We start from the raw sequence: 21,754 nt of genomic DNA, 5'->3' as shown, positions 1-21,754 counted from the left end.
CGCAAATTCGCCTGCAAGGGATTTGCAAGCCGCAGCGAGTCTAACCCATCCATAATTATTAATTCAAACACGTTTTTTGCGGTACAGTCCGGCCCATGTCCGCCGTCACCCTTACCCCGCGCGCCCTCTATGAAGAGGTGGCCGAGCTGCTGCGCCAGCGGATCTTCCGCCGCGAGCTCGAACCCGGCAGCTGGATCGACGAACTCAAGCTGGCCGAGGAATACGGTATCAGCCGCACCCCGCTGCGAGAAGCGCTGAAGGTGCTCGCGGCCGAAGGCCTGGTGACCATGAAGGTGCGGCGCGGTGCCTACGTCACCGAGGTGTCGGAGCAGGACCTGGCGGATGTGTACCACCTGCTCTCGCTGCTGGAGAGCGACGCCGCCGGCGTGGTGGCCGAGCGTGCCACCGATGCCCAGCGCGCGGAGCTGAAGGCGCTGCACGCCGAGCTGGAGGCCGCCGGCGCGCCGGGCAAGGAAAACCGCGAGCACTTCTTTGCGCTGAACGAGCGCTTTCACATGCGCCTGCTGGCCATTGCCAACAACAAGTGGCGCGACCAGATGGTGGCCGACCTGCGCAAGGTGATGAAGCTCAACCGCCACAACTCGCTGCTCAAGGAAGGCCGCATCGCCGAATCGCTGGCGGAGCACCGCTCGATGATGGCGGCCATCGAGGCGCGCGACGCCACCGCCGCCATGGCGCGCATGCGCGAGCACTTCAGGAACGGCCTGGAGGCCGCGGTCTAGAGCCTGCCCCAGGCGCCGCCGGGTGTTTCAGTCCGCGCCGATGACGCCGGTTTCCGCCGAGATGCGCCTGGCAACCTCGAGCAAACGCGGCGCAACACGCGAGAGCATCATGTCTTTCGACAGCAGGTACGCGGGGCCGCCGCAGCTCACGCCGTAGCGCTCACCGTGCGGCCCTTGCAGCGCAAAGCCAAGCGCATGAATGTGCGGATGCCATTCCCCGAACGAGCTGCAGTAGCCCAGGCGGGCGTATTCGTCGAGCCCGGCCATCAGGCGGGGTTCGATGGAGGCCCAGCTCTCGCCGCTTTCCTGCTGGATCTTCTCGAGCACCGCCGCCCGCTCGGCCTCGGGCAGCGCCGCAAGGGAAGCACGGCCCGCGGCCGAGGTGACGATGCTCATGCGGGTGCCGACGTCCAGCCGCGAGCTGATCAGCGCCGACCGCGGGCGCAGCGAATCGATGACGAGCATGTCGAGATCGTCGCGCACCGCCACATGAACGCTCGCGCCCGCAAATTCGGACAACTCCGCCAGGTGGGGCCTGGCCACCGTGCGCAGGTCGAAATGACGGAGATAGCGGCTGCTCATGTCGAGCAGCGCCGGGCCCAGGCTGAACCGCTCGCTGTCTTGCGACTGCCGCAGATACCCCGCATTCACCAACGTGGCCGTAAGGCGCGACACCGTGGCCTTGGGAAGGCCCGTGGTATCGGCCAGTTCCCGATTGCTCATCGGCGCCGCCGACATCCCGATGACCTTGAGCAGGGCCAGACCCCGGCCCAGTGCGCTGACTTCTTCTTTGCTCCCCGCTTCATTCATGAATCGAAACCCCTTATTTATTAGCGTTTCTTGATTCTTTAGCAGAAAAGTTGAAAAGTTTCAGTCCTCAGGCAATCATTATCATTTTGGAACACTCACCGTTGCTGAGGGGCGAATCCCTTTCCGCAAGCGGCTCCGCGCCGCAGTGCCCGCTTCACTCAAGGCACGCTTCAGCTAGGCAACCTGCGCCACGGGCTCGTGCGCCAGCGCCATCACCTCGCGCGGCGAGCGCGTCTTGAGCCGGTGGTCGCTCCAGACCTGGCGCCAGCGGCGCGCACCCGGCAGGCCGTTCCGTAAGCCCAGCATGTGCCGGGCAATCGACGACCACTGCGTGCCGTGTTCCGCCGCCTCGCGAACCATGTAGTCGCACATGAGCGACTCCACCTCTTCACGCGTCAGCGGCTGCGGCCCGGCGCCGAAGAACTCGGCGTCCCATTCGGCCAGCCACCAGGGGTTGTGATAAGCCTCACGCCCCACCATCACGCCGTCGAGCAGCCGCAAGTGCTCGTGCACCTGGGCATTGGCCGAAATGCCCCCGTTGATCGAAAAGCTCAGTTCCGGAAAGTCGTGCTTGAGCCGGTGCACCAGCTCGTAGCGCAGCGGTGGAATCTCGCGGTTCTGCTTCGGGCTCAGCCCCTTCAGCCACGCATTGCGCGCATGAACGATGAACGTGCCGCAGCCGGCCTCGCTCACCGTGCCGACAAAGTCGCGCACGAACTCGTAGCTCTCGATCTTGTCGATGCCGATGCGGTGCTTGACCGTGACCGGCACGCTCACCACGTCGACCATCGCCTTCACGCAGTCGGCCACCAGCGCTGGCTCGGCCATGAGGCAGGCGCCGAAAGCGCCGCGCTGCACGCGCTCGCTGGGGCAGCCGCAATTGAGGTTGATCTCGTCGTAACCCCACTCTTCGCCCAGCTTGGCGCAGTGCGCCAGGTCGGCCGGCTCGCTCCCGCCCAACTGCAAGGCCACCGCATGTTCTTCGGCGTTGAAGCGCAGATGGCGGGGAACGTCGCCATGCACCAGCGCGCCCGTGGTCACCATTTCGGTATAGAGCAGCGCGTGGCGCGACATCAGGCGATGGAAGTACCGACAGTGGCGGTCGGTCCAGTCCATCATCGGCGCAACGGAGACGATTTTCTCTTTTAAATTCAACAACTTAGATCTACCAGCGGCAAGCATCGCCGAGCAAGGCGCCGGTCCTGCCACCATCGGCGTGGACATCGGCTGCATCCAGGCGGTAGTTTCTCACGCCAGCTTCAATCCGCAGGCGCCATCCCCCGCATCAAGGTCAGCAGGGCATGCGCAAGGTCCTGCTCGAAGTCGTATCGCAAACCCGCCAACTCGGGCAGCTCGACCACTTGCGCGGCCATCTCCGCCGGGTTGCTGAGCGGCCAAAGTCCGATGATGAGCGGCACCGTGTGCTTCATCACCTGTTCGAAGGCTTGCACCGGCATGCCGGGCACGCGGGCGTGAAAGGCCTGCGCTGCGCCCTGCCTGACGGCCAGCAGGTTGCCTTTGAATTCGACCATGCGCTCGAACGACACCTTGCGCTCGAGGATGGACGGCAGGATGCTGGTCAGCCGGCAAAGCAGGGGCCGGGCAGAAACCGTCGAGGCGAAGACGCGGGCGATGTGTTCAAAGCTGGCGCCCGCCTTGCCGCCGCGCGCCAGTGCCGTGCTCAGTTCGGCATGCCAGGCTGCAAATTCTTCGACGAGCAGGTCCATCAGCACGGCCTCGCTGCTCTCGAAATACCGGTACACGTTCGACTTGGTCATCTCGGCCTGGCGCGCCAGTTCGTTGATTCCCAACTCGAGGGCAGCCGGGTTCTGGCTCAGCATTTCTCGAGCGGTCGCCAGCAGGTGGCGGCGCCGCTCTTCCTTCTGCTCGGCGGATCGGGCGCGTACGTATGAGCTGGGCGAATTCATGCGGTGATCACACTCCATTTGCTAAAAGACCATCGGTCTGCTAAATTACAGACCAGTGGTCTCCAATCTTGCCTGAAAGCGAGGGCGCCGGCCACCTCCAGCTTTACCCTCTTTTCAACAAAGGCAAACATCATGGCTACCAACGTCGACTCCTGGGTTCTCATCACTGGAGCGTCCAGTGGTTTTGGCGAAGAATTCGCCAGGCAATACGCGGCCAAGGGCCACCCGCTCATTCTGGTCGCGCGCCGGCTCGATCGGCTGCAAGCCTTGGCTGCGGCGCTGCAACAGCAGTACAAGGTCAAAATCATCGTGGAGCAGGCCGATCTGTCGGACATGGCCGCCGTGCACGCGCTGCACGCCGGCCTTCGCGAGCGCGCGATCCCGGTTGAAATCCTGATCAACAACGCGGGCCACGGCTTGCAAGGCCCCTTGCTCGATACGCCGATGCAGAGCGCCCTGGACATATTGCAGCTCGACATTGCGAGCCTGACGGTCATGACACGGCTCTTCGGCGAAGACATGCGCGAGCGGGGCCACGGAAAGATACTGCTCGTCGCCAGCATGCTGGCTTACTTCGGCGTGGAAAACATGGCGGTCTACGGTGCTGCCAAGGCCTACGTGCTGCGGCTCGGCGATGCGTTGCACCGTGAATTCAAGCGAGACGGCGTGACTGTGACCTCGCTGTGCCCCGGCATGTCCGACACCGGCTTTGCGCAGGCCGCCAAGCAAAAGATCACTTGGGGACTCAAGCTGCTGATGATGAAACCCGCGCCGGTGGTGCGGGCGGGCATTCATGCGCTGCACGCCGGGCGGAGGAGCGTCGTTCCCGGCTTCAACAACAAGGCCGCGGTGGCAATGGTGTGGGCGACACCGCGCTGGCTGCACCAGGCCATCTTTGCGCGGTTCATGAACGGTTGATTCCGCTTGCTGCCGGCCACTGCTGAGTGGCCTCGCCGCGACGACCAGCGAACAATTGCTGGAGCGCCCCCCCGGCATCGAACAAGCGGACCGATGCCGTGGGTCTTGTCCGACGTTCGGATGCGCAAGCCTCGCGCGCGCGCCGCCGCCCACAGGCCGAAGCTTGAGCCTCTCATCCACCGCTCGAGCACACACTCCGATGAACAAATCACCCGCCCCACCCTCGCCTGTCGATCCCGCATCCGGCGGCCAGCGCGTGCAGGCGCCCGATGCCGTGAACGGCGAAGAGCCGGCGATCAGCACTGGCGACGCGCAGAGCCTGAAGCGCGGTATGAAGAAGGCTGTCGACCGCGATGCGGCGGCCCCGGCCGCAGACAGCGAAGACACGCTGAAGCGCCGCGCCGCTCGCGACACGCCGCGCGAGAACGACGCCGGCGCCTGATCTGCCGAGCAGCACTCCGCCCTTTCGTCCACCACCAATCTCTCCGGAAACGCCATGACAGAAGACCCCCGCCAGGCCGGCCCGCAGCCGCCTTTTTCCACACCCGCCCAGCAACCGCCAGGTCTCGAATCGAAGATGTCGCCGCTGCCCGATTTCGGCGAACAGTCTTACGTCGGCAGCGGCAAGCTCCAGGGCAAGGCCGCGCTCATCACCGGCGGCGACAGCGGCATCGGCCGCGCGGTGGCGATCGCCTTTGCGCGCGAAGGCGCCGACGTGCTCATCTCCTACCTCGCCGAGGAAGAGGAGGACGCCCAGGTCACCCGCCAATGGATCGAGCGCGCGGGCCGCCGCTGCGTTGCGGTGCCCGGCGACATCTGCGAAGAAGCGCATTGCCGCAGCCTCGTGGACCGCGCGTTCGACACCTTCGGCCGGCTCGATGTGCTCGTCAACAACGCGGCCTTCCAGATGAGCCACAAGTCACTCGACGAGATCTCGCCCGAGGAGTTCGACCGCACCTTCCGGACCAACGTCTACGCCAACTTCTTCCTGTGCCGCGCCGCGGCGGCGCGAATGAAGCCGGGCGCCTCGATCATCAGCACCACGTCGATCAACGCCGACAAGCCCAACGCCACGCTGGTCGCCTATGCCTCGACCAAGGGCGCGATCCAGAACATGTCGGGCGGCATGGCGCAACTTCTCGCGGAGAAAGGCATCCGGGTGAATTGCGTGGCGCCGGGCCCGTTCTGGACGCCGCTCATTCCCTCGACCATGCCGCCCGAGCAAGTGAAGGAGTTCGGCAAGCAGACGCCGATGAAGCGACCGGGCCAACCGGCCGAACTGCAGGCGGTGTATGTGCTGCTCGCCAGCGACCAGGCAAGCTACATCTCGGGCGCGACCATTCCGGTGACGGGCGGCGTGCCGTTCATCTGAGCAGCAACGCGCAGGCACCGGCGGCATGCCGGCTGCCCATCAGGGACGATCGGCCCTGATGTCGGGTGCGGGCGTCAGGGAGACGCCCTGCGCCTTGGCGGCGCCCGATTGCGCAGCCATCGCGGCCTTGAAGCCCGGCCGCGCCTGCAGCCGCTCCCAGTAAGCCGCCACCGCGGGCGTGAAGCGCTCGGCGAGGCCCAGGTGCTCGGCCAGCAGCAATGCATAGCCGACCGACACATCGGCCGCGGTGAAGCGCCCCGCGCACAGGTACTCGCGCGCGGCAAGCAGCGGCTCCAGCGTTCGCAGCCGCGCCAGGAACCACTTGGCATAGTCGTCGGCAACCTGCGGCTGCTTTCGCTCCGCCGGTTCGAAGTGCGCATACCGCAGCACGAGCGTCTGCGGAAAGGTCAAGGTCGCCTCGCCGAAATGAAGGTAGTTGAGGTACGGCCCGAAGTCCGGCTCGTCGCGCCCCACATCCAGCTGGCCCGCCGAGAACCGCGCGGCCAGGTATTGGCAGATGGCAGCCGACTCGGTCATTCGCATGGCGCCATCGGACAGCATCGGCACCGTGCCGAGCGGGTTCACCTCGAGATACGGCCGCGACAGCACGCGAGGTGGAAAAGGCAGCATCTTGAGCTCGTAGGAGAGCCCTATTTCTTCAAGCGTCCACAAAGGCCGGAACGAGCGTGCGCTGACGCAGTGGTGAAGGGTGATCATGTGTCGGCGGTCTTTGGTTCGCTGCGGTGTTGGGGCAGGTTGTCATTTTGAATCCATCCTGGTGCGCAATGAGGTTCGGGAGGTGAGGCAAGGCGCCCACGTAGGAGAGCCACCTTCAAGAAGACACGTCAAAGCGGCATGGCATTGCGCTTTCGCGGGCGTCAATCTCCGCGTCATGACAACCAAGCAACATCACAAACAGGGCGACATCGGTCGCCGATTGATGTGGACCCTGCTGGCCGTCGTAGCGGTCGTTGTTGTGGGCGTGCTCTTCTTCTACGGCCTCAAAGACCCATCGGAGGGGCCAGGCAATCTTCCTGCAAGCGGTGCGCCGGCGCAGCAGAACGGACGCCCGGCTGCACCCAAATGAGCAGCGCTTCAGCGTTGCGCCTCTCGCGACCGGCTGAGCTCCGCCCGCCCTTTGGGGGTGATGCGCAAGATCACTCCCCGATGGCCTGAAACATCGTCAGGTTCGGGGAGGTTGGCCTCAATAAGCTCGGCAGCAGCCAGCACGGCTGCGCACTGAATGTCGGCCTCTTCATGGATGGCCAGGGGGAAAGAGGCGTCCTCTATGCGGCGAAGGAAATTCATCGGCATAACTTCTCCTCGAGTAGCGACGCGGCCAGATTACTCCCAAGCAAATTGTAGAGCTTAAGGCCTACATTGCGACACGACATTGCGGCAATGGCACTTGGAAAAACCGGCCGCTAACTTGTGATTCTTTTGACCGACTCGTATCCAGATCGGACGGGCAACCGGAGAATCGCATGGCGCTTTTGTTCTTGATGCGGCTGCAGCATGTGCAGCTCCCGGTCCGGGTGGTGGTCCCGGAAGAGCTCCGGCATGTCTCGGTGCTTGTGGCTACCGGCTTGATCGAGGCCGATATCGGGCCGCTCAGCCCGAAGGCGCGCTACGCTTCGTCGCGCGTGGCCACGGTGCTTCGCATCACCGAAGACGGCCTTGCCGAAATTGCCAAGATGGGGAGTGCGCCCAAGTCCTCCGCGAAGACCTCGATGCAATTCACCCGGGGATTCCGCCTGATGTGACGCGTGGCTTCGCTTCCAGCTCCTGGCCGACCCGGGCGGTCTTCATGGCAATCGCGGCGAACATCGCGGCCGCGGCAAGCAGCGCTAGCTCGAAGCCGGCAAACACCCAATCCGCCTCGCGAATGGCGGCCAGCAGGTGGCGGTTGCCGGCAAGCAGGTTCCACAGCGGCAGAGCGGCGCACAGCACGGCAGCGGCCCCGAACTGCTCTGTCCATGCGCGCCGCACGGGCCGCACGCTCGCGTGAAACAGCATCAGCAGCCACACGGCGAAGAACAAGTGAATCTCCCAGTCCGGGCGGCCAGCGATCCCGGCCGGCAGCAGGCGGTTGCCCCAGAAGAACGCCGCCATTGCCACCGGCAGCCCCGCAATGCCGGCAACGTTGAGCCGCTCCACAAGCCGGAGTCCGGCCTGCGGCTGCCGTGCATCGAGGCGGCGGCGGGCGCGCCGCTTGACGGCCCACAGCACGAGCCCCGTCGCAACCATGCCGGCGCCCGCCAAGCTTGCCAGAAAGTACATCCAGCGCAGCCCGACGCCGGCAAAGCGCCCCAAGTGCAGGCCATACAGCACGCCGCGGGTCTCAGCGGCGGGTTCCGAGTGGTCCCTGGCCTCCAGCAACGCGCCCTCTGCGCCGTCGAAGACCAGGTAGCGCGGACTGACGGACACGCGCGTCGCGTCGCTGCGCACCACCCGCACGCGCGAAGCGGCATCGCCCGGGTGGTCGACGATCAGCCGCGACACGCCGCCGCTTCCCCAGCGCCGCTCGGCCTCGCGCACCATCGCGCCCACATCCGCCAACGGTGCGGCGCTGCCGCTCGGCGCGCCCGGCGGCATGAGCGCCGTCATCTCGACCCTGAGCGATTGGCGCGCTTGTGCCGCGCCGGGCGCGCTGTCGATGCCCCACGGCATGTACAGCGTCATCAGCGTGATCAGGCCGGTGTAGGTGATCAGCAGGTGAAAGGGCAGCACCCACACCGACAGCATGTTGTGCCCATCCAGCCACGAGCGCGCGCCTTTGCCGGGACGAAAGGTGAAGAAGTTCGTGAAGATCTTCTTGTGCGTGATCACGCCGCTGATGATCGCGACCAGCATGAACATCGTGGCCAGCCCCACGAGCCATCGTGCCGGGGCGCGCGGCAGGTAGTGGAGCGAAAAATGGAAGTAGTAGAAGAACTCTCCGCCGGTGGTTTCGCGCGCAAGCACGGCCTTGCCGGTCAACGGGTCGAGCATGGCCCTGCCGTGGCCGCCACCAATGCGCCACGATGCCGCGATGAAGTTCCTGCGTTCGTCGGCCAGGTCGATCACCCATTGGGATGCGCCCGGTGCGAGCAGCTGCAAGCCTGCAATGGCCGATGCAGTGCTTGCGGCCGCGTCCGGCGCTTGCCTGAGCGCAGGCACTTCGGGCCGCATCCATTGGGAGATCTCTTCGCGAAAATAGCTCACCGCGCCGGTGAGAAACATCGCATAGAGAAGCCAGCCGAACAGCAGGCCGGTCCAGGTGTGAAGGCCGGCCATGGCCTGGCGCAGGCTCTTTGCCGTGGCCGTCATGCCGCCGCCTCCCTCCACACCCAGCATGCCGCCGCCAGCAGCGGCACCGCGGCCACCGCCAAGCCCAGCCACGCCCTCCCCGCGCTCTTTGCCGCAAACACCCAGATCACCGCGACGGCATACACCACGAAGCTGGCCTGCATGCCTGTGAGCACCGCTTCCACCGTGCCCATGGGCAGCGCCAGCGCGGCAACGCTGGTCAGCGCCGCCAGCGCGTAGCCGCCAAACAGCGCTGCCGCGATACGCGACACAAGTGGCCCCGGGGAGCGCCGAACAGCGCCACGCGCCGGCCGCATCAGAAGCGGTAGAGCGCGCTCACGTTGGCCGTGCGCTCCGCGCTGCGGTAGCAGATGCTTCCGTTGCAATCCATCAGCGACTGCTTGTTCAAGAGGTTGTTGACGTTGAGCGAGAAGCGCCAGGGCCCCCTGTCGAAGCCCAGCGCAAGATCGACCAGCGTGAAGCTCGGGTTGGTGATGTTGGCATTGCCCGTGTCCCATGCCGAGCGGGCCTTGCCGAGGTAGCGCACGCCAAGGGCGGCAAACGCGCGCGTCGAGCCGCCCAGCGGGAACGAGTACTTGCCCCATACCGACGCGCTGTGCTTCGGCGTGCTCATCTGCGGCAGGCCCAGGTCGCCGTCGTTGCTGCGCGTGATGCGGGTGTCGAGGTAGGTGTACTGGGCAATCAGGCTGATGTTGTCCGTCACGTCGGCACGGGCCTCGAGCTCGAGCCCGCGAGATTTCACTTCACCGGTCTGGATGACTTCTCCGGGCACCTGCGGCGCCGCCGTGGTCACGTTGCTGCGAACGATGTCGAACACCGAGGCCGTGTAGCTGGCGTTCCTTCCCCCCGGCTGGTAGCGCACGCCGGCCTCGACCTGCCGGCCCTTCGAAGGCTTGAGCAGATCGCCGTTCAAGTCCTTGCCGATCTCCGGCGAGAAGGAGGTTGCGTAGTTCACATAGGGTGCCCATCCGGACTCGAACAGGTACACCACGCCCACGCGGCCGGTGGTGGCGCTGGCCGACGTGTCGTAAATCTCGCTGCTCTCGCCGGTCCTGCCGAAGGTGCGGGTGCCCGTGGCATCCGCCTTGTCGTGTCGCACGCCGGCGGTGAGAACCCAGCGGTCCCATTTCACCTGGTCTTGCAGGTAGAGGCCGACCTGCTTGGTCGGCACCCTGTCGACATACGGATCGGCGGCCGGCGCGAGCGGCTGGTGCGTGTACGCCGGCGCGAGCAGGTTCAGCGGCGCCAGGAGCGGCCGGTCGTACGGAAACTCGTCGGTGGTGCGCGACTTGGCATAGTCCACGCCCGCCAGCAGCGTGTGCGCCAGCGGGCCGCTGCTGAAGCGCGCCTGCACGCGCGTGTCCAGCAGCAAGCCCTTCCAATGCGTCTCGCGCGGCGAGAAGCTGCGGTTCATCGTGTAGCCGTCGGAGCGCAGGCCGCGGGGAAACACGTTGGTCTCGGAGCGATCGAGTTCGCTGTAGCGCATGCTCTGCTGCACCGACCAGGTGGCGTCGAAGCTGTGCTCGAACTCGTAGCCGAGCATCTTGTTGTCGCGCCGCCAGCGGTTGTCGTAGCCGCCGATGTTCACGCGCGGGCTCGGCTGGCCGAACACGCCGGGCTGCTCCAGCTGGTTCTGCCAGGCATAGGCCTGGTTGTCCTTCTGGTAGCGCCCGAGCAGCGTGAGCTTGGTGCTGGCATTGGGCTGCCACGTAAGGGCCGGCGCAATGTAGAGGCGGTTGTCGCGGTCGTGGTCCAGGCGGGTGTTCGAATCGCGCCCCAGCACCGTGAGGCGGTAGGTCCATTCGTTGCGGCTGTCCAGTGCGCCCGCAAGATCGGCCTTCAACTGCTTGCGGTTGTAGCTGCCGTACTCGATGCCGATCTCGCGCACCGTGTCTGCCGTCGGCCGCTTGCTCACCGCGTTGACCATGCCTCCGGGCGGCATCTTTCCATAGAGCACGGACGCGGGCCCGCGCAGAACTTCGAGCCGTTCGAGTCCATAGGGCTCGATGGGCGCGGCATAGGAGCGGCCGGAGGTCAGCAGCCCGTCCATGAAGATACCGGCGGTGCCGAGCTCGAAGCCGCGCAACAGCGAGAACTCGTCGACTGCCCACGGCTTCAGGTTGGGCGTGACACCTGCCGTGTAGCGCAGCGCCTCGTCGAGCGACTCTGCCTTGCGGTCTCCGATTTCGTCCGCCGTGATGACCGAGACGGACTGCGGGTTCTCGATCAGCGCCGTGTCCGTCTTGGTTGCGGTGGCGCTGCGCCTGGCGACATAGCCATTGACGCGGCCGGTGGGTGTTTCGCGCTCGGTCGCGGCAGTCACCGTCACGGGCGCGAGCGTGGCGGCGTCGCCGGTGCTGCTGCGCGCGGGAGCACCGGCCTTGCGCAACGAATAGGCACCGGCGCCCTGCCCCACGACTTCATAGCCGCTGCCTCGCAGCACCTGCTCGAAGCCTTCCTGCGCCGTGTAGCGCCCGCGCAGCCCGCCGCTTCGCAGCCCTGCGAGCATGCCCGGCTCGAAGACCAGCTGCACGCCGGTGGCTGCCGCGTACTGCGCCAGCACATCGGCCAGCGTACCGCCGGCAATCGCGTACTGGCGCGCGCTCGGGCCTGCCGCCTCGGCCGCGAACACGGGCGCCGCGCCCAATGCCAAGGCGCCAACTCCGCCAAGCGCGGCGCGAATGGCCGTGGTGGTGATCGCAACCGCGAACTTGTCGATGCGCCTGTGCCGGCGGGCCTGCTGCGATGTCATTTATCTGCGTCCTTGAATAGCTGTGAGGGTGGTGGCGCGCATCGGTGTCGACGCGTCATTCCCTCTCACACCGGACGAGACGGAAAAAGTGATCACCTCGGGATGAAAAATTTCTTGGGCGAGCCGCGTTGCCCGGGCCGAAAGCCCAAGTTCACCGGCTATCGCGGGGCCACCGTCACCCAATACCGGGTCGTCTGCTCGATGCGCAGCGGCAGCGAGCGCGCCAGCAGCGCGAGTCCGGCATCGGTGTCGGCAAGAGAAACGGCACCCGACACGCGCAGATCGGCCACCGCGGGGTGGCAGCGCAAAACGCCGCTGCGATAGCGGCTCATTTCGGCGACGACATCCGCCAGCCGCATGTTTCTTGCGAGCAGCATGCCCTGCTCCCAGAGCGCGGCGCTGGCCTCCACAGGAAGCTCCGCTCCGATGCGCCCGGCCTCGAAGTCGATCTGCTCTCCGGCACGCAGCACACGCGATGCACCTTGCACCGCCCGTAGCTCCACGGCATCTTCGAACACAGCGACCCGGGTGGTGCCTTCGTCCAGGCGGCGCACGCTGAAGCGCGTGCCCATGGCACGCACAGTGCCCTGCGGCGTCTGTACCAGGAAGGGCCGATAGGTGGGCGAGGGATCGGCATGCGTCGTCACAAGAATCTCGCCGGCCTGCAGCCGGATACGTCTTTCCGCGGCGGTGAACACGATGTCCACGGCGCTGGCGGTGTTGAGCACCAGGCGCGAGCCGTCCGCCAGCGTGATCGACTTTCGCTCGCCCGTGGCCGTTGCGACATCGGCGGTCCACTCGCGCCAGGGCATGTGCCGCCACGCCAGCCAGCCGGCCGGCGCCGCAACCAGCAACGCACCCAGCAGGCCCATGCCGCGGCGGCGATTGGGCCGCTGCAAGGCGTGGAAAGCGTTCTTGCCGATGCCCGTCGGCACTTGCGCAAACACGCCCATCAGGGCCTCCGCCCGCGCCCAGGCCTCGGCGTGCGCGGGGCTTTGCTGGCGCCAGCGGTCGAAGTTCGCCTGCGCCTCTTGTCCCGCCTGCGCGTTGTCGCCGTAGCGCAGCGTCATCATCCAGTCGGCGGCTTCACTCAGGAGTGCGGGACTGGGGCTGGCCCCTGCCGTGGCCGGCTGCTGTCTGTTCATTGCACTGGGCCCGCTGCCGCTCACGCGACGGACATGCAGGCGACCAGCGCCTTGTGGATATGGCGACGCACCGTGATCACGGGCATGGCCATGCGCTCGGCGATCTGCTGGAGCGTCAGTTCGTCGAACTGAGCCAGCAGGAAGATCTGCCGCGTGCGGCCCGGAAGGCTGGCCAGCATCGCCTCGATGCGCAGCAGCGATTCGATGATGAGCAGCCGCGCCTCGGGCGACGGCGCCTCGGGTTCAGGAAGATGCGCAATTGCTTCCAGGTAGGCCCGCTCCACCTCGCGCCGGCGCCAATAGTCGGCCACCAGTCCTTTGGCCACGTGCGTGAGGAAGGCGCGCGGTTCATCGCCGAGGCTGGCAGTGCGCGAAGAAGCCATCAGCCGCACGAAGGTGTCATGGGCCAGGTCGGCCGCATCGCAGGCATCGCCCAGGCGGCGGCGCAGCCATCCCAGCAACCAGCCATGGTGGTCGCTGTAGAGAACTTCGATGGGTGGAACAAGAGGGCCGGCCGCGGACATGAAGCGAAATTCTGGAGAACCGACGTTGACGCAACGGATGAGAATCGTTCGCAATTGTATTGGCTATTTGGTTCACAAATGCCGCGAATCTCAGGCAGGCCGTGAAATGCGCCTGCCACCGCGTCGGCCCAACCCACCCTCAGGCCGCAAGCACCTGCAGGTTGCCGGTGCCCGGCAGCGCGCGCAGCGTGGCGGCCGTTCTTACCGAATAGTCGCGGCTCAGCACCGTGCTGATCTCGATGTATTCGCAGCGCGCTTCGCCGGGTGTCAGGGTCAGCACGGCATAGCCGCGCTTGCTGGTTTCGGCGTAGCGCAGGTCGTCCACCATGCGCAGGAACCCGTCGGCCAGCAGGTCGTTGGCAATCAGCGGCACCGCCCGCTCGAAGCCGGGCGACGACACCGACGACGTTCCGAATTCCACCCCCACCCGCTGCCCCGAAACATCGGTGAGGTTGCCGGCCCAGGCGTTGTGCGTGTCGCCGGCCAGCGAGACAAGGTTCTTGCCCTGGTTGCGCGCCATGGCAAGCACGGTGTCGCGCGCGGCCGGGTAGCCGTCCCATGCGTCCATGTTGTAGGGCACCTTCTGCTGCGCGAGCAAGGCCCTCTGGCTGTCGCTGCGGGCGGCGTCCGGCAGCGCCTGCGCGGCCACATAGGCGCCCAGCGTCTCGGGGCTGAAGTCGGTCGCAATGCTCAGGGGAATGGCCATGCGCATCATCAGCACCTGCTGGCCCAGCACCTGCCAGGTACCGGCCGAGGCCGCCATGCGCGCGGAGAGCCAATCCACCTGCGGCTGGCCCAGCAGCTGGCGCGTGGGCGCGGCCGCCTCGCCGGCCAGGTATTGGTCGAGCGTGAGCTGCCGCTCGCGGCCGATCAGCCGGGTGTCGAGCATGTGCAGCGAAGCGAGCGTGCCGAAGTCGAACGAGCGGTAGATCAGCAGCGGGTTGGCCGGGTCGGGCAGCCGCGTCGGCAGCCACTCGTGGTAGGCCTGCACGGCGGCCGCGCGCCGCGCCGCAAAGCTGCCCTCGCTCGATTCGTCGTGGTTGGCGGCGCCGCCCACCCATGCGTTGTCGGCCAGGTCATGGTCGTCCCACACGGCAATCATGGGAAACCGCGCATGCAGCGCACGCAGGTCGCTGTCGGTGCGGTATTGCGCATGGCGCTCGCGGTAGTCCGCAAGCGTCAGGATCTCATGGTCGGGTGTCGATACGCGGTCGATGGCAATGGCCAACTGCGACGCATAGCCCACGCGGCCATATTCGTAGATGTAGTCGCCCAGGTGCAGCACCACGTCGATGTCGGTGCGCTTGGCAATGTCGGCATACACATTGAAGTAGCCGCTGGGAAAGTTGGAGCAGGACACCACCGCCAGCCGGGCCTGCGAAACACCGCCCACCGGCAGCGTCTTTGTGCGGCCGATGGGCGAGGCCTCGCTGCCCATCACGAAGCGGTAGAAATAGGTGCTGGCCGGCTGGAGCCCCGTGGCGTCCACCTTCACCGTGTAGTCGCGCTCGGGGCCGGTGCTCACCGTGCCGCGCGCAACAATCACGCCAAAACGCTCGTCGCTTGCAAGTTGCCATTCGACGTTCAGGGTGCCCGGTGCGGGCGCCGTCACCCGGGTCCACAGAATCACCCGGTCCGACAACGGGTCGCCGCTGGCAACGCCGTGCTTGAACACCGGGCCGGTGCTCACGGGCGGGCTGCCTCCGCCTCCGCCAATGCCCCCTCCTATGCCTCCGCCACCTCCCCCGCCTCCGCCTCCGCAACCTGTCAGGCTCACCCCGCTGGCCGAGAACATCGCAAACAGTACGGCGTTGCGTATGAGCGAGCGTCGGGTGGTGCCCGTCAGGGCTTGCTGGGGATCTGTGCCGCCGCCGTCATCGCCGGTCTGGCTTGCCTCGTCGTTCTTCTTCTCGTTCTGCGTGCGCATGGCTGTCTCCTGATCCGCCGAGGACGAGACGCACCGCACGCCTCAGTCTCCTTTCGACGTCGGCGCCATTGAAGGTGAAGACTTTGGTTTCCAGCGTAGGTTTGTACCTATGCGCGTGTCAGCCGGAAGCCAACCGACAGAAATGCGCGGCTAGTCGAACTGCGACCGGTCTCCAGACACCAGCTCGCGGTTGCGCCGGCGGTCGACGGCAATCTCCTGCGCAAGGTCTTCGATGGCGCCGCCCACCGGCAGGTTGTACGCACCACGCAGCCGCGCGCGCACGGCATCGCTGCTCAGCACCCGGTTGATCTGCGCATTGAGCCGCTGCAGCACCGCCGGGGGCGTGCGGGCCGGCGCGAAGATGCCGAAGAGCGAGTCGCGATTGGCCCGCTCGTAGCCCAGTTCGGCAAGCGTCGGCACCGCGGGCAAGGCCTCGATGCGCGCCGGCGCACCCACCGCCAGTGCCTGCAGCCGCCCTTCGCCTATGTACTGCAGCTGCTGCGCGGCGACGTTGGTCGACAGCACCTCGAACTGCCCGCCGAGTGCATCGTTGAGTTGCGGGCCGCCGCCCGCGTAGGGAATGTGCGTGATGGCGGTGCGGCTTTGCATGCGCACCTGTGCCAGCACCATGTGGCCGATGGTGGCCACGCCCGACGTGGCCCACCGCACCGCGCCGGGCTGGCTGCGCGCGAGCGCGATCAGTTCCTGGAAGCCGCGGCCCGCGAAGGCCGGCGTGCCGACCACCAGCACGGGCGTGCGCATCACGCTTGCCACCGGGGCAAAGGCGCGCAACGGGTCGTAGGGCACGCGGGCAACCAGCGGATGCAGCGTGATCGGGCTGATGGCCGAAAACGCGAGCGTGCAGCCATCGGGCGTGGCACGCGCCAACGCATCCATGCCGATGCTGCCGCCCGCGCCGGCACGGTTTTCGACGAGCACCGGAACGCCGAGCGATTGGGCCAGCGGCTCGGCCAGCACGCGGGCCATGCCGTCGCTCACGCCGCCCGGCGGGTAGACCACGATCAAACGAATCGGCCTGTTCGGCCATTGAGTCGAAGGCGAAGGCAATGGCGCAGCCCTCAGCAACTGTGGCATGGCGCAGGCGGCGGCAAGCGCAATGCCGGTGTCACGCACCAGCCGGCGGCGGCGCGGCGAAAAACTCATGACCCGGGGTTCTCGCTCGCATGCCTGCGCAGAAGCGCGGCAAAGTGCTGCGCGGGCAGGTTGTCTTCTTCAGCGCGCGACACCAGCGTGAGCGGTGCGTCGAGCTGGCCGCCGTCGGCGAGCCGGGTGTAGGCAATGGCATGCGCATGCACGCCCGTCATCGAGGCCGGCACCACCGACAGGCCGACGCCCGCGGCGACGAGATTCAGGTTGGTCATCATTCGGTCCACCTCGGCCACCACGCGCGGACGCAGGCCCTTGGCGTGGCACATGGCCAGCAGCTCGGCATACAGGCCCGGCGCGCCCGGACGGCGCACGAGGATGATGCCTTCCTCGCACAGCTTCGCAAGCGGCAGCGGCCGCGAGGCCTTGCTGCGCGCGAGGGCAAAGCGGTGGTCGCTGGGCATTGCCACCAGCACAGGTTCGCGCAGCAGCGTTTCGAAGCGCAGGCCTTCGGGCCGCGCCACCGGCACGCGCAGCAGGCCGCAGTGCAGGCGGCCGGCGTCGAGCGCCTCGGTGAGTTCGGCCGCGTTGTCCTCGCGCAGCTGCAGCTCCACCTCGGGATGCGCGCGGCGAAAAGCACGCAACGCCTCGGGCACGAAGCGGTGCGCCGCGGCCGAGCTGGTGAAGCCGACCGCCAGCGTGCCGGCCTGCCCTTTGGCCACGCGCGCCATGCGCTGCTTCATGGCCGCCATGTCCTGCAGCATGCGCAGCGCCTCCACCTGGAACAGCCGGCCCGCATCGGTGAGCGCCACGCCGCGCGGATGCCGCCGGAACAACAGCACCCCCAACTCGCGTTCGAGCGCCTTGATGGCTTGGCTCAACGGCGGCTGCTGAATGCCCAGCTGTTCGGCGGCCCGCGTCATGTGGCCGGTCTCGGCGACGGCCACGAAGTAGCGAAGCGGTCTTATTTCCATACTTTTTTGATATCGGAAGTGCCTCTTTATTTTATTTGACCCTAGGTCACCGTGCACCTATCGTCCGGCCGCTCATTCAAAAAAGCGGCCCATCGAGGCCGCATTCCGGAGACAAGTCCATGCGCAACTCGCGCCCTCCTGCATTGCCTGACGCGCCCTTTTGCGCCTGCCGTTCGTTCGTTGCCGTGATCGGTATTTCGCTGGTTCTTGCCGCCTGCGGCGGTGGCGGCGGTGGTGGCAGCGCCGGTGCCGGGTTCTTTCCCATCGCATCGCCCCCGCCGCCGTCCAATGGCGGCACGCCCGACACCGATCCGCCCGACAACCCGCCGCCCCCGACCGTGCAGCCGGTGGTCTCCTGCGCGGATCTCGCCGGCAAGAGCCTGCCCGCCTCGCTCATCAGCCTGCCCACCCAGGGCGCAACCGTGACCAGCGCAGTGCCGGTGGCGGCAAGCGACGCCGGCAACCGGCTCGGTGACTACTGCCGCGTGCGCGGCACCATCCAGCCGATGGACCCTGCTTCGCAGGCCATCAACTTTGCGGTCAACCTGCCCGAAAAGTGGAACCGCAAGACCATTCACTTCGGCGGCGGCGGCTTCGACGGCGTGCTGATCGACGGCACCGAGGTCATCCGCTTCGGCCCCGCCGGCAAGCCCGCGCCGCTTGCGCTGGGGTATGCAACCTACGGCGACGATTCAGGCCACCAGTCCAGCAGCATCACCGACGGGCGCTTTGCCGCCAATGACGAGCAGCTTGCGAACTACGGCGGCAATTCGCTCAAGAAAACGCGCGACGTGGCGCAGGCGCTGGTGCTCGCGCGCTACGGCATCGAGCCCGCCTACGCCTACTTTCTGGGCACCTCCACCGGCGGGCGCGATGCCCTCAGCTACATCCAGCGCTGGCCGCAGGACTACGACGGCGTGATTGCCAACGAGCCCGCGCTCAACTACACCGGCACGCGGCTGTCGAACGTAGCGGTGGGCCGGGCGCTCTACAGCAACGGCGGCGCCGGCTGGATGAACGTGGCCAAGACGCTGCTGGTGCAGAAGGCGGCAATGCAGGCCTGCGACAAGCTCGACGGCGCGGCAGACAACATCGTGAGCAACGTGGAAAGCTGCCGGCTGCTGAACACGCAGATCCTTGCGTCGCTGCGCTGCAGCGGCGGCACCGACAACGGCGATACCTGCCTTTCGGACGCGCAACTTGCCACCGTGCGCACCATCGAATCGCCGCTCGAGTTCAGCACCTACTCGCTGGCCAACGGCGTAAAGCGCGCAGGCGGCTACAACATCCTCGAAGGCACCTTGGTGGCGGGCCCCTTCACCACGCGCGACCTGGGCACGCGCAAGGTGCCGGGCAACCCCGCCACGTCGGCCGACGCCAACATGTACGTTACGGGCGACCAGTGGGTGAAGTACTTCGTCACGCGCATCGACACCTTCGATTCGCTGGGCTTCGACCCGCTGGACCCCGGCAGCTATGCCTCGCGCGTGAGCGAAGTGTCGGCGCTGACCGATGCCACCAACCCGAACCTCGCGCCCTTCTTCGCGCGCGGCGGCCGGGTCATCATGCTGCACGGCCTGGCCGACGAGGTGATCAGCCCCAACTCGACCATCGAGTACTACAAGCAGCTCATCGCCACCGTGGGCCAAGCTGCGGTGGACGAGCACGTGCGCTTCTATACCGTGCCGGGCATGGGCCATGGCACGGGCAGCTTCATTCCGAATTGGGACTCGCTTGCGGCGCTCGAGGGCTGGGTGGAGGCAGGCCTGGCACCTGCCACAGGCGTAGCCGTCGATGCGGTGGCAGGCACTTACGGCCGCACGCGTCCGCTGTGCCAGTTTCCGGCATGGCCCAAGTACCGCGGCAGCGGCAGCCTCGATGCGGCAGTCAACTACAGCTGCGTAACCGAGGTCGGCGATCCGCTGGCCTGCCCCAACCTGCCGGCCACCCCTGCCAGCTACAAGGGCGGCAACAGCTTCGGCGAAGAACTGCGCGTCGACATCGATCCGGCCACCATGGCCTACACCGTGACCATCGACGCCAGCTTGCAGCGCGCGGCGGGCACGCAGCGCAGCGGCTCCCTGGTGGCGCAAGGCAGCTGCAGCTATGCGAGCAGCGAGAGCGCGGCAGTCTTCAGCTTTGCGCCCGGCGGCGTGCTGCTGGGCGGAGTGAACGCGCCGAGCGGCGGCGGTTTTGCACCGCTCGTCGCCTTCCAGAACACCTTCGAGAACACGGCCGCACCGGCGGTGTTCAACCCGGTGGCCAACATCTTCAACGCGGTCGGCGTGCAACAGGGCACCGGCGCCGCGGTGGCGCATGCCTCATCGGTGCGGCTGCGCAATGCGGGCACTTTCCAGTATTGCCGCGATGCGGTGACCGGCGGGTTCATGACCTACGACGCCACATGCACGCAGACGGAGAAGGGCTACATCACCTACAACACCGCGCGCGGTGCCTTCGACCTGCGCACCACCTCGCCCACCGGCGGCGCCGTGACCACCGGCGGCACGCTCACAGGGTCGATGGTGATCGGGCTCGTGAACGGTGCCGCGGTGCCGCTGCACCTGGTGCGCGAATCGGCGGCAAATGCCGGCCTGCGGATGTTCGGCCTGCAGCAGACGCTGACGCCCGGCACGGCGGACGGCAGCTACGCCATGGCCGCTGTGACAGGCCAGAACCGCGAAGCCACCGTGGCGGGCAGCAGCTTCAACCTGGGCGGCACCTCTGCATCGCTCAGCTACGACACGCCTGTGCTCGGCGTGGCGCAGGCCGATGCGGGCCGGCCGGGCAATTTCATCTTCAACAGCGGCGTCCTCGGATTCGCTTCCACGGCAGGAACGAACGCGGCGCTGGAACTCGGAGTACGACATTGAAAAAACAACTTTCCACGCTGGCCGCTTTCGCGCTGCTGGGCACCGCGCTGCCGCTCTCCGCGCAAGCGGCCTCGCCCGCATCCAAGCAGGCACCTGCATCAACGCCCTGCCCCGCACCCGTGCCTGAGGCCGCACGCTGCTACACAGGCGAAGACGGCAACGGTTCTTTCTACTGGATCGCGATTCCGAACAACTGGAACCGCGGCGTGCTCGTGATGCATGCGCATGGCGGCCCGGAGACCGGGCCCCCCAAGCTCGAGCGCAGCCAGGAAGACCTGAAGCGATGGGCGATCACCGTGAAGGCCGGCTACGCCTGGGCCGGCTCCACCTATCGGCGCGGCGGCTACGGCGTGACGATGGCGGCGGAAGACACCGAGCGGCTGCGCCAGATCTTCGTGCGCCATTTCGGCCAGCCACAGCGCACGCTGCTGCATGGCCAGAGCTACGGCGCGGGCGTCGCGGCAAAGGCGGCCGAGCTCTATGCGCCTGTGGGCAGTGCAAAGTCGCCCTACGACGGCCTTCTGCTCACCAGCGGCGTGCTCGGCGGCGGCAACAGCGCCTATGACTTCCGGCTCGACCTGCGCGTGGTGTACCAGTACGTGTGCCGCAACCATCCGCGTGCCGATGAGCCGCAATACCCGCTGTGGATGGGCCTGCCCGCCGATTCAAAACTCACGCGGCCCGAGTTGGCCGCGCGCGTCAAGGACTGCACCGGGGTCGGCATGCCCGCCGCGCAGCGCACGCCTGAGCAGGCCGCGCGGCTCAAGACCATTCTCTCGGTCGTGAAGATCGAGGAGCGCTCGCTGCTGGGCCACCTGAACTGGGCGACCTGGCTGTTCCAGGACCTGGTGCAAAAACGCCTGGGCGGCCGCAATCCGTTCGGCAACATTGGCGTCGTCTACCAAGGCTCGGCCGACGATGCGGCGCTCAATGCGGGCGTGCTGCGCTACGCCGCCGATCCGCAGGCCAAGGGCGCCCTGGCAGCCGACAGCCAACCGACCGGGCGCACAGCGCTGCCCACGCTGGCGTTGCATGCCATCGACGACCCGACGGCTTTCGTCGAACTCGAGAACGCCTATCGCCGCATCCGCGACGCGGCCGGCACCGGCGGCCAGCTGGTGCAGAGCTTCAGCGCGGAGCGCGAGCACAGCTACCTGAGCGATTCGGAATACCCCGCGCTCTTTACCGCCCTGCTCGACTGGATCGACAAGGGCGAAAAGCCTACGCCGCAAAGCCTTGCGCAACGCTGCGCATCGCTGGCGCCGCGCTACGACACCGACGGCAAGAACGGCTGCCACATCAAGCCCGATTGGCAGCCGCCCGCGCTCGAGAGCCGCGTGCCGGCGCGAGCCCCCTGAATTTTCATTTTTAC

The 21,754-nt window shown here is 66.9% G+C and carries 21 protein-coding genes; 8 read left to right on the top strand and 13 right to left on the bottom strand.

Annotated features, from left to right (window positions below):
* The first annotated feature begins 95 nt into the window (after positions 1–95).
* Positions 96–743, top strand: a complete 648-nt coding sequence (locus tag V9K97_RS00640) for a GntR family transcriptional regulator (protein ID WP_126747230.1) — start codon at positions 96–98, stop codon at positions 741–743.
* A gap of 27 nt (positions 744–770) precedes the next feature.
* Here V9K97_RS00640 and V9K97_RS00635 read toward each other — a convergent pair whose 3' ends face one another.
* The 3 genes from V9K97_RS00635 to V9K97_RS00625 all read right to left on the bottom strand — a co-directional run bounded on the left by V9K97_RS00635 (position 771) and on the right by V9K97_RS00625 (position 3,481).
* The gene (locus V9K97_RS00635; protein ID WP_337315818.1) at positions 771–1,553 is read right to left on the bottom strand and encodes an IclR family transcriptional regulator; all 783 of its coding nucleotides are present in this window, start codon (positions 1,551–1,553) and stop codon (positions 771–773) included.
* A 174-nt stretch (positions 1,554–1,727) separates the two neighbouring features.
* Positions 1,728–2,735, bottom strand: a complete 1,008-nt coding sequence (gene dusA / locus V9K97_RS00630) for a tRNA dihydrouridine(20/20a) synthase DusA (protein WP_337316024.1) — start codon at positions 2,733–2,735, stop codon at positions 1,728–1,730.
* A gap of 77 nt (positions 2,736–2,812) precedes the next feature.
* Positions 2,813–3,481, bottom strand: coding sequence for a TetR/AcrR family transcriptional regulator (locus V9K97_RS00625; RefSeq protein WP_337315817.1), 669 nt, complete (start codon positions 3,479–3,481; stop codon positions 2,813–2,815).
* A gap of 132 nt (positions 3,482–3,613) precedes the next feature.
* On the opposite strand from V9K97_RS00625, the gene V9K97_RS00620 reads away from it, so the two are divergent.
* From V9K97_RS00620 to V9K97_RS00610, 3 genes are all read left to right on the top strand, one after another.
* On the top strand, positions 3,614–4,399 hold the full coding sequence (locus V9K97_RS00620) for an SDR family NAD(P)-dependent oxidoreductase (protein WP_337315816.1): 786 nt from the start codon (positions 3,614–3,616) through the stop codon (positions 4,397–4,399).
* A 199-nt stretch (positions 4,400–4,598) separates the two neighbouring features.
* Positions 4,599–4,841 carry a hypothetical protein gene (locus V9K97_RS00615; protein WP_337315815.1) on the top strand — a complete coding sequence of 81 codons (243 nt, stop codon included), beginning with the start codon at positions 4,599–4,601 and terminating at the stop codon, positions 4,839–4,841.
* Between the two features lie 54 nt (positions 4,842–4,895).
* A complete protein-coding gene (locus tag V9K97_RS00610; protein ID WP_337296019.1) occupies positions 4,896–5,771 on the top strand; it encodes an SDR family oxidoreductase in 876 nt (291 codons plus the stop codon).
* A 39-nt stretch (positions 5,772–5,810) separates the two neighbouring features.
* On the opposite strand, the gene V9K97_RS00605 is transcribed toward V9K97_RS00610, so the two are convergent.
* Positions 5,811–6,488 carry a glutathione S-transferase family protein gene (locus V9K97_RS00605; protein WP_337296020.1) on the bottom strand — a complete coding sequence of 226 codons (678 nt, stop codon included), beginning with the start codon at positions 6,486–6,488 and terminating at the stop codon, positions 5,811–5,813.
* 175 nt (positions 6,489–6,663) lie between these two features.
* Between V9K97_RS00605 and V9K97_RS00600 the strand changes: the two genes are divergently transcribed.
* On the top strand, positions 6,664–6,858 hold the full coding sequence (locus V9K97_RS00600; RefSeq protein ID WP_258505788.1) for a hypothetical protein: 195 nt from the start codon (positions 6,664–6,666) through the stop codon (positions 6,856–6,858).
* Between the two features lie 8 nt (positions 6,859–6,866).
* Here V9K97_RS00600 and V9K97_RS00595 read toward each other — a convergent pair whose 3' ends face one another.
* On the bottom strand, positions 6,867–7,085 hold the full coding sequence (locus tag V9K97_RS00595) for a hypothetical protein (protein ID WP_157613478.1): 219 nt from the start codon (positions 7,083–7,085) through the stop codon (positions 6,867–6,869).
* Positions 7,086–7,255: 170 nt separating this feature from the next.
* Between V9K97_RS00595 and V9K97_RS00590 the strand changes: the two genes are divergently transcribed.
* Positions 7,256–7,534: a hypothetical protein gene (locus V9K97_RS00590; protein WP_337296021.1), complete on the top strand. Its 279-nt coding sequence runs from the start codon at positions 7,256–7,258 to the stop codon at positions 7,532–7,534.
* Here the strand turns inward: V9K97_RS00590 and V9K97_RS00585 are convergent.
* The 8 genes from V9K97_RS00585 to V9K97_RS00550 all read right to left on the bottom strand — a co-directional run bounded on the left by V9K97_RS00585 (position 7,509) and on the right by V9K97_RS00550 (position 17,509).
* Positions 7,509–9,080, bottom strand: coding sequence for a PepSY-associated TM helix domain-containing protein (locus V9K97_RS00585; protein ID WP_337296022.1), 1,572 nt, complete (start codon positions 9,078–9,080; stop codon positions 7,509–7,511). The two genes, V9K97_RS00590 and V9K97_RS00585, sit on opposite strands and share 26 nt — an antisense overlap.
* The gene (locus V9K97_RS00580; RefSeq protein ID WP_337315814.1) at positions 9,077–9,376 is read right to left on the bottom strand and encodes a DUF3649 domain-containing protein; all 300 of its coding nucleotides are present in this window, start codon (positions 9,374–9,376) and stop codon (positions 9,077–9,079) included. Before V9K97_RS00580 ends, V9K97_RS00585 begins: the two co-directional genes overlap by 4 nt.
* Entirely contained in the window at positions 9,376–11,832 is a 2,457-nt protein-coding gene (locus V9K97_RS00575; RefSeq protein WP_337315813.1) for a TonB-dependent siderophore receptor, read from the bottom strand. Before V9K97_RS00575 ends, V9K97_RS00580 begins: the two co-directional genes overlap by 1 nt.
* A 158-nt stretch (positions 11,833–11,990) precedes the next feature.
* Positions 11,991–12,977, bottom strand: coding sequence for a FecR domain-containing protein (locus V9K97_RS00570; RefSeq protein ID WP_337315812.1), 987 nt, complete (start codon positions 12,975–12,977; stop codon positions 11,991–11,993).
* Positions 12,978–12,997: 20 nt separating this feature from the next.
* Complete coding sequence (locus V9K97_RS00565) at positions 12,998–13,501, bottom strand: sigma-70 family RNA polymerase sigma factor (RefSeq protein ID WP_337315811.1); 504 nt, start codon at positions 13,499–13,501, stop codon at positions 12,998–13,000.
* 139 nt (positions 13,502–13,640) lie between these two features.
* On the bottom strand, positions 13,641–15,428 hold the full coding sequence (locus V9K97_RS00560; protein WP_258505782.1) for an alkaline phosphatase D family protein: 1,788 nt from the start codon (positions 15,426–15,428) through the stop codon (positions 13,641–13,643).
* A gap of 150 nt (positions 15,429–15,578) precedes the next feature.
* Positions 15,579–16,592, bottom strand: coding sequence for a Bug family tripartite tricarboxylate transporter substrate binding protein (locus tag V9K97_RS00555; protein WP_337315810.1), 1,014 nt, complete (start codon positions 16,590–16,592; stop codon positions 15,579–15,581).
* Complete coding sequence (locus V9K97_RS00550) at positions 16,589–17,509, bottom strand: LysR family transcriptional regulator (RefSeq protein ID WP_337315809.1); 921 nt, start codon at positions 17,507–17,509, stop codon at positions 16,589–16,591. Before V9K97_RS00550 ends, V9K97_RS00555 begins: the two co-directional genes overlap by 4 nt.
* A 119-nt stretch (positions 17,510–17,628) precedes the next feature.
* Here V9K97_RS00550 and V9K97_RS00545 point away from each other — a divergent pair, with 119 nt between their 5' ends.
* Positions 17,629–20,382 carry a tannase/feruloyl esterase family alpha/beta hydrolase gene (locus tag V9K97_RS00545; protein WP_337315808.1) on the top strand — a complete coding sequence of 918 codons (2,754 nt, stop codon included), beginning with the start codon at positions 17,629–17,631 and terminating at the stop codon, positions 20,380–20,382.
* Positions 20,379–21,740 carry a hypothetical protein gene (locus V9K97_RS00540; RefSeq protein ID WP_337315807.1) on the top strand — a complete coding sequence of 454 codons (1,362 nt, stop codon included), beginning with the start codon at positions 20,379–20,381 and terminating at the stop codon, positions 21,738–21,740. The genes V9K97_RS00545 and V9K97_RS00540 overlap by 4 nt, the downstream gene beginning before the upstream one ends.
* Positions 21,741–21,754 lie beyond the last annotated feature (14 nt).

The organism is Variovorax sp. CCNWLW186, assembly GCF_037203865.1.
GTDB lineage: Bacteria > Pseudomonadota > Gammaproteobacteria > Burkholderiales > Burkholderiaceae_C > Variovorax.
The sequence above is the reverse complement of the archived record's forward strand: the minus strand, read 5'-3'. Positions and strand labels throughout refer to the sequence as shown.

What these genes read in the sequence shown, in the direction of transcription:
- V9K97_RS00640 (WP_126747230.1), top strand. Translation starts at nt 96, where the DNA reads ATGTCCGCCGTCACCCTTACCCCGCGCGCCCTCTATGAAGAGGTGGCC.
- V9K97_RS00635 (WP_337315818.1), bottom strand. Translation starts at nt 1,553, where the DNA reads ATGAATGAAGCGGGGAGCAAAGAAGAAGTCAGCGCACTGGGCCGGGGT.
- dusA (WP_337316024.1), bottom strand. Translation starts at nt 2,735, where the DNA reads ATGCTTGCCGCTGGTAGATCTAAGTTGTTGAATTTAAAAGAGAAAATC.
- V9K97_RS00625 (WP_337315817.1), bottom strand. Translation starts at nt 3,481, where the DNA reads ATGAATTCGCCCAGCTCATACGTACGCGCCCGATCCGCCGAGCAGAAG.
- V9K97_RS00620 (WP_337315816.1), top strand. Translation starts at nt 3,614, where the DNA reads ATGGCTACCAACGTCGACTCCTGGGTTCTCATCACTGGAGCGTCCAGT.
- V9K97_RS00615 (WP_337315815.1), top strand. Translation starts at nt 4,599, where the DNA reads ATGAACAAATCACCCGCCCCACCCTCGCCTGTCGATCCCGCATCCGGC.
- V9K97_RS00610 (WP_337296019.1), top strand. Translation starts at nt 4,896, where the DNA reads ATGACAGAAGACCCCCGCCAGGCCGGCCCGCAGCCGCCTTTTTCCACA.
- V9K97_RS00605 (WP_337296020.1), bottom strand. Translation starts at nt 6,488, where the DNA reads ATGATCACCCTTCACCACTGCGTCAGCGCACGCTCGTTCCGGCCTTTG.
- V9K97_RS00600 (WP_258505788.1), top strand. Translation starts at nt 6,664, where the DNA reads ATGACAACCAAGCAACATCACAAACAGGGCGACATCGGTCGCCGATTG.
- V9K97_RS00595 (WP_157613478.1), bottom strand. Translation starts at nt 7,085, where the DNA reads ATGCCGATGAATTTCCTTCGCCGCATAGAGGACGCCTCTTTCCCCCTG.
- V9K97_RS00590 (WP_337296021.1), top strand. Translation starts at nt 7,256, where the DNA reads ATGGCGCTTTTGTTCTTGATGCGGCTGCAGCATGTGCAGCTCCCGGTC.
- V9K97_RS00585 (WP_337296022.1), bottom strand. Translation starts at nt 9,080, where the DNA reads ATGACGGCCACGGCAAAGAGCCTGCGCCAGGCCATGGCCGGCCTTCAC.
- V9K97_RS00580 (WP_337315814.1), bottom strand. Translation starts at nt 9,376, where the DNA reads ATGCGGCCGGCGCGTGGCGCTGTTCGGCGCTCCCCGGGGCCACTTGTG.
- V9K97_RS00575 (WP_337315813.1), bottom strand. Translation starts at nt 11,832, where the DNA reads ATGACATCGCAGCAGGCCCGCCGGCACAGGCGCATCGACAAGTTCGCG.
- V9K97_RS00570 (WP_337315812.1), bottom strand. Translation starts at nt 12,977, where the DNA reads ATGAACAGACAGCAGCCGGCCACGGCAGGGGCCAGCCCCAGTCCCGCA.
- V9K97_RS00565 (WP_337315811.1), bottom strand. Translation starts at nt 13,501, where the DNA reads ATGTCCGCGGCCGGCCCTCTTGTTCCACCCATCGAAGTTCTCTACAGC.
- V9K97_RS00560 (WP_258505782.1), bottom strand. Translation starts at nt 15,428, where the DNA reads ATGCGCACGCAGAACGAGAAGAAGAACGACGAGGCAAGCCAGACCGGC.
- V9K97_RS00555 (WP_337315810.1), bottom strand. Translation starts at nt 16,592, where the DNA reads ATGAGTTTTTCGCCGCGCCGCCGCCGGCTGGTGCGTGACACCGGCATT.
- V9K97_RS00550 (WP_337315809.1), bottom strand. Translation starts at nt 17,509, where the DNA reads ATGGAAATAAGACCGCTTCGCTACTTCGTGGCCGTCGCCGAGACCGGC.
- V9K97_RS00545 (WP_337315808.1), top strand. Translation starts at nt 17,629, where the DNA reads ATGCGCAACTCGCGCCCTCCTGCATTGCCTGACGCGCCCTTTTGCGCC.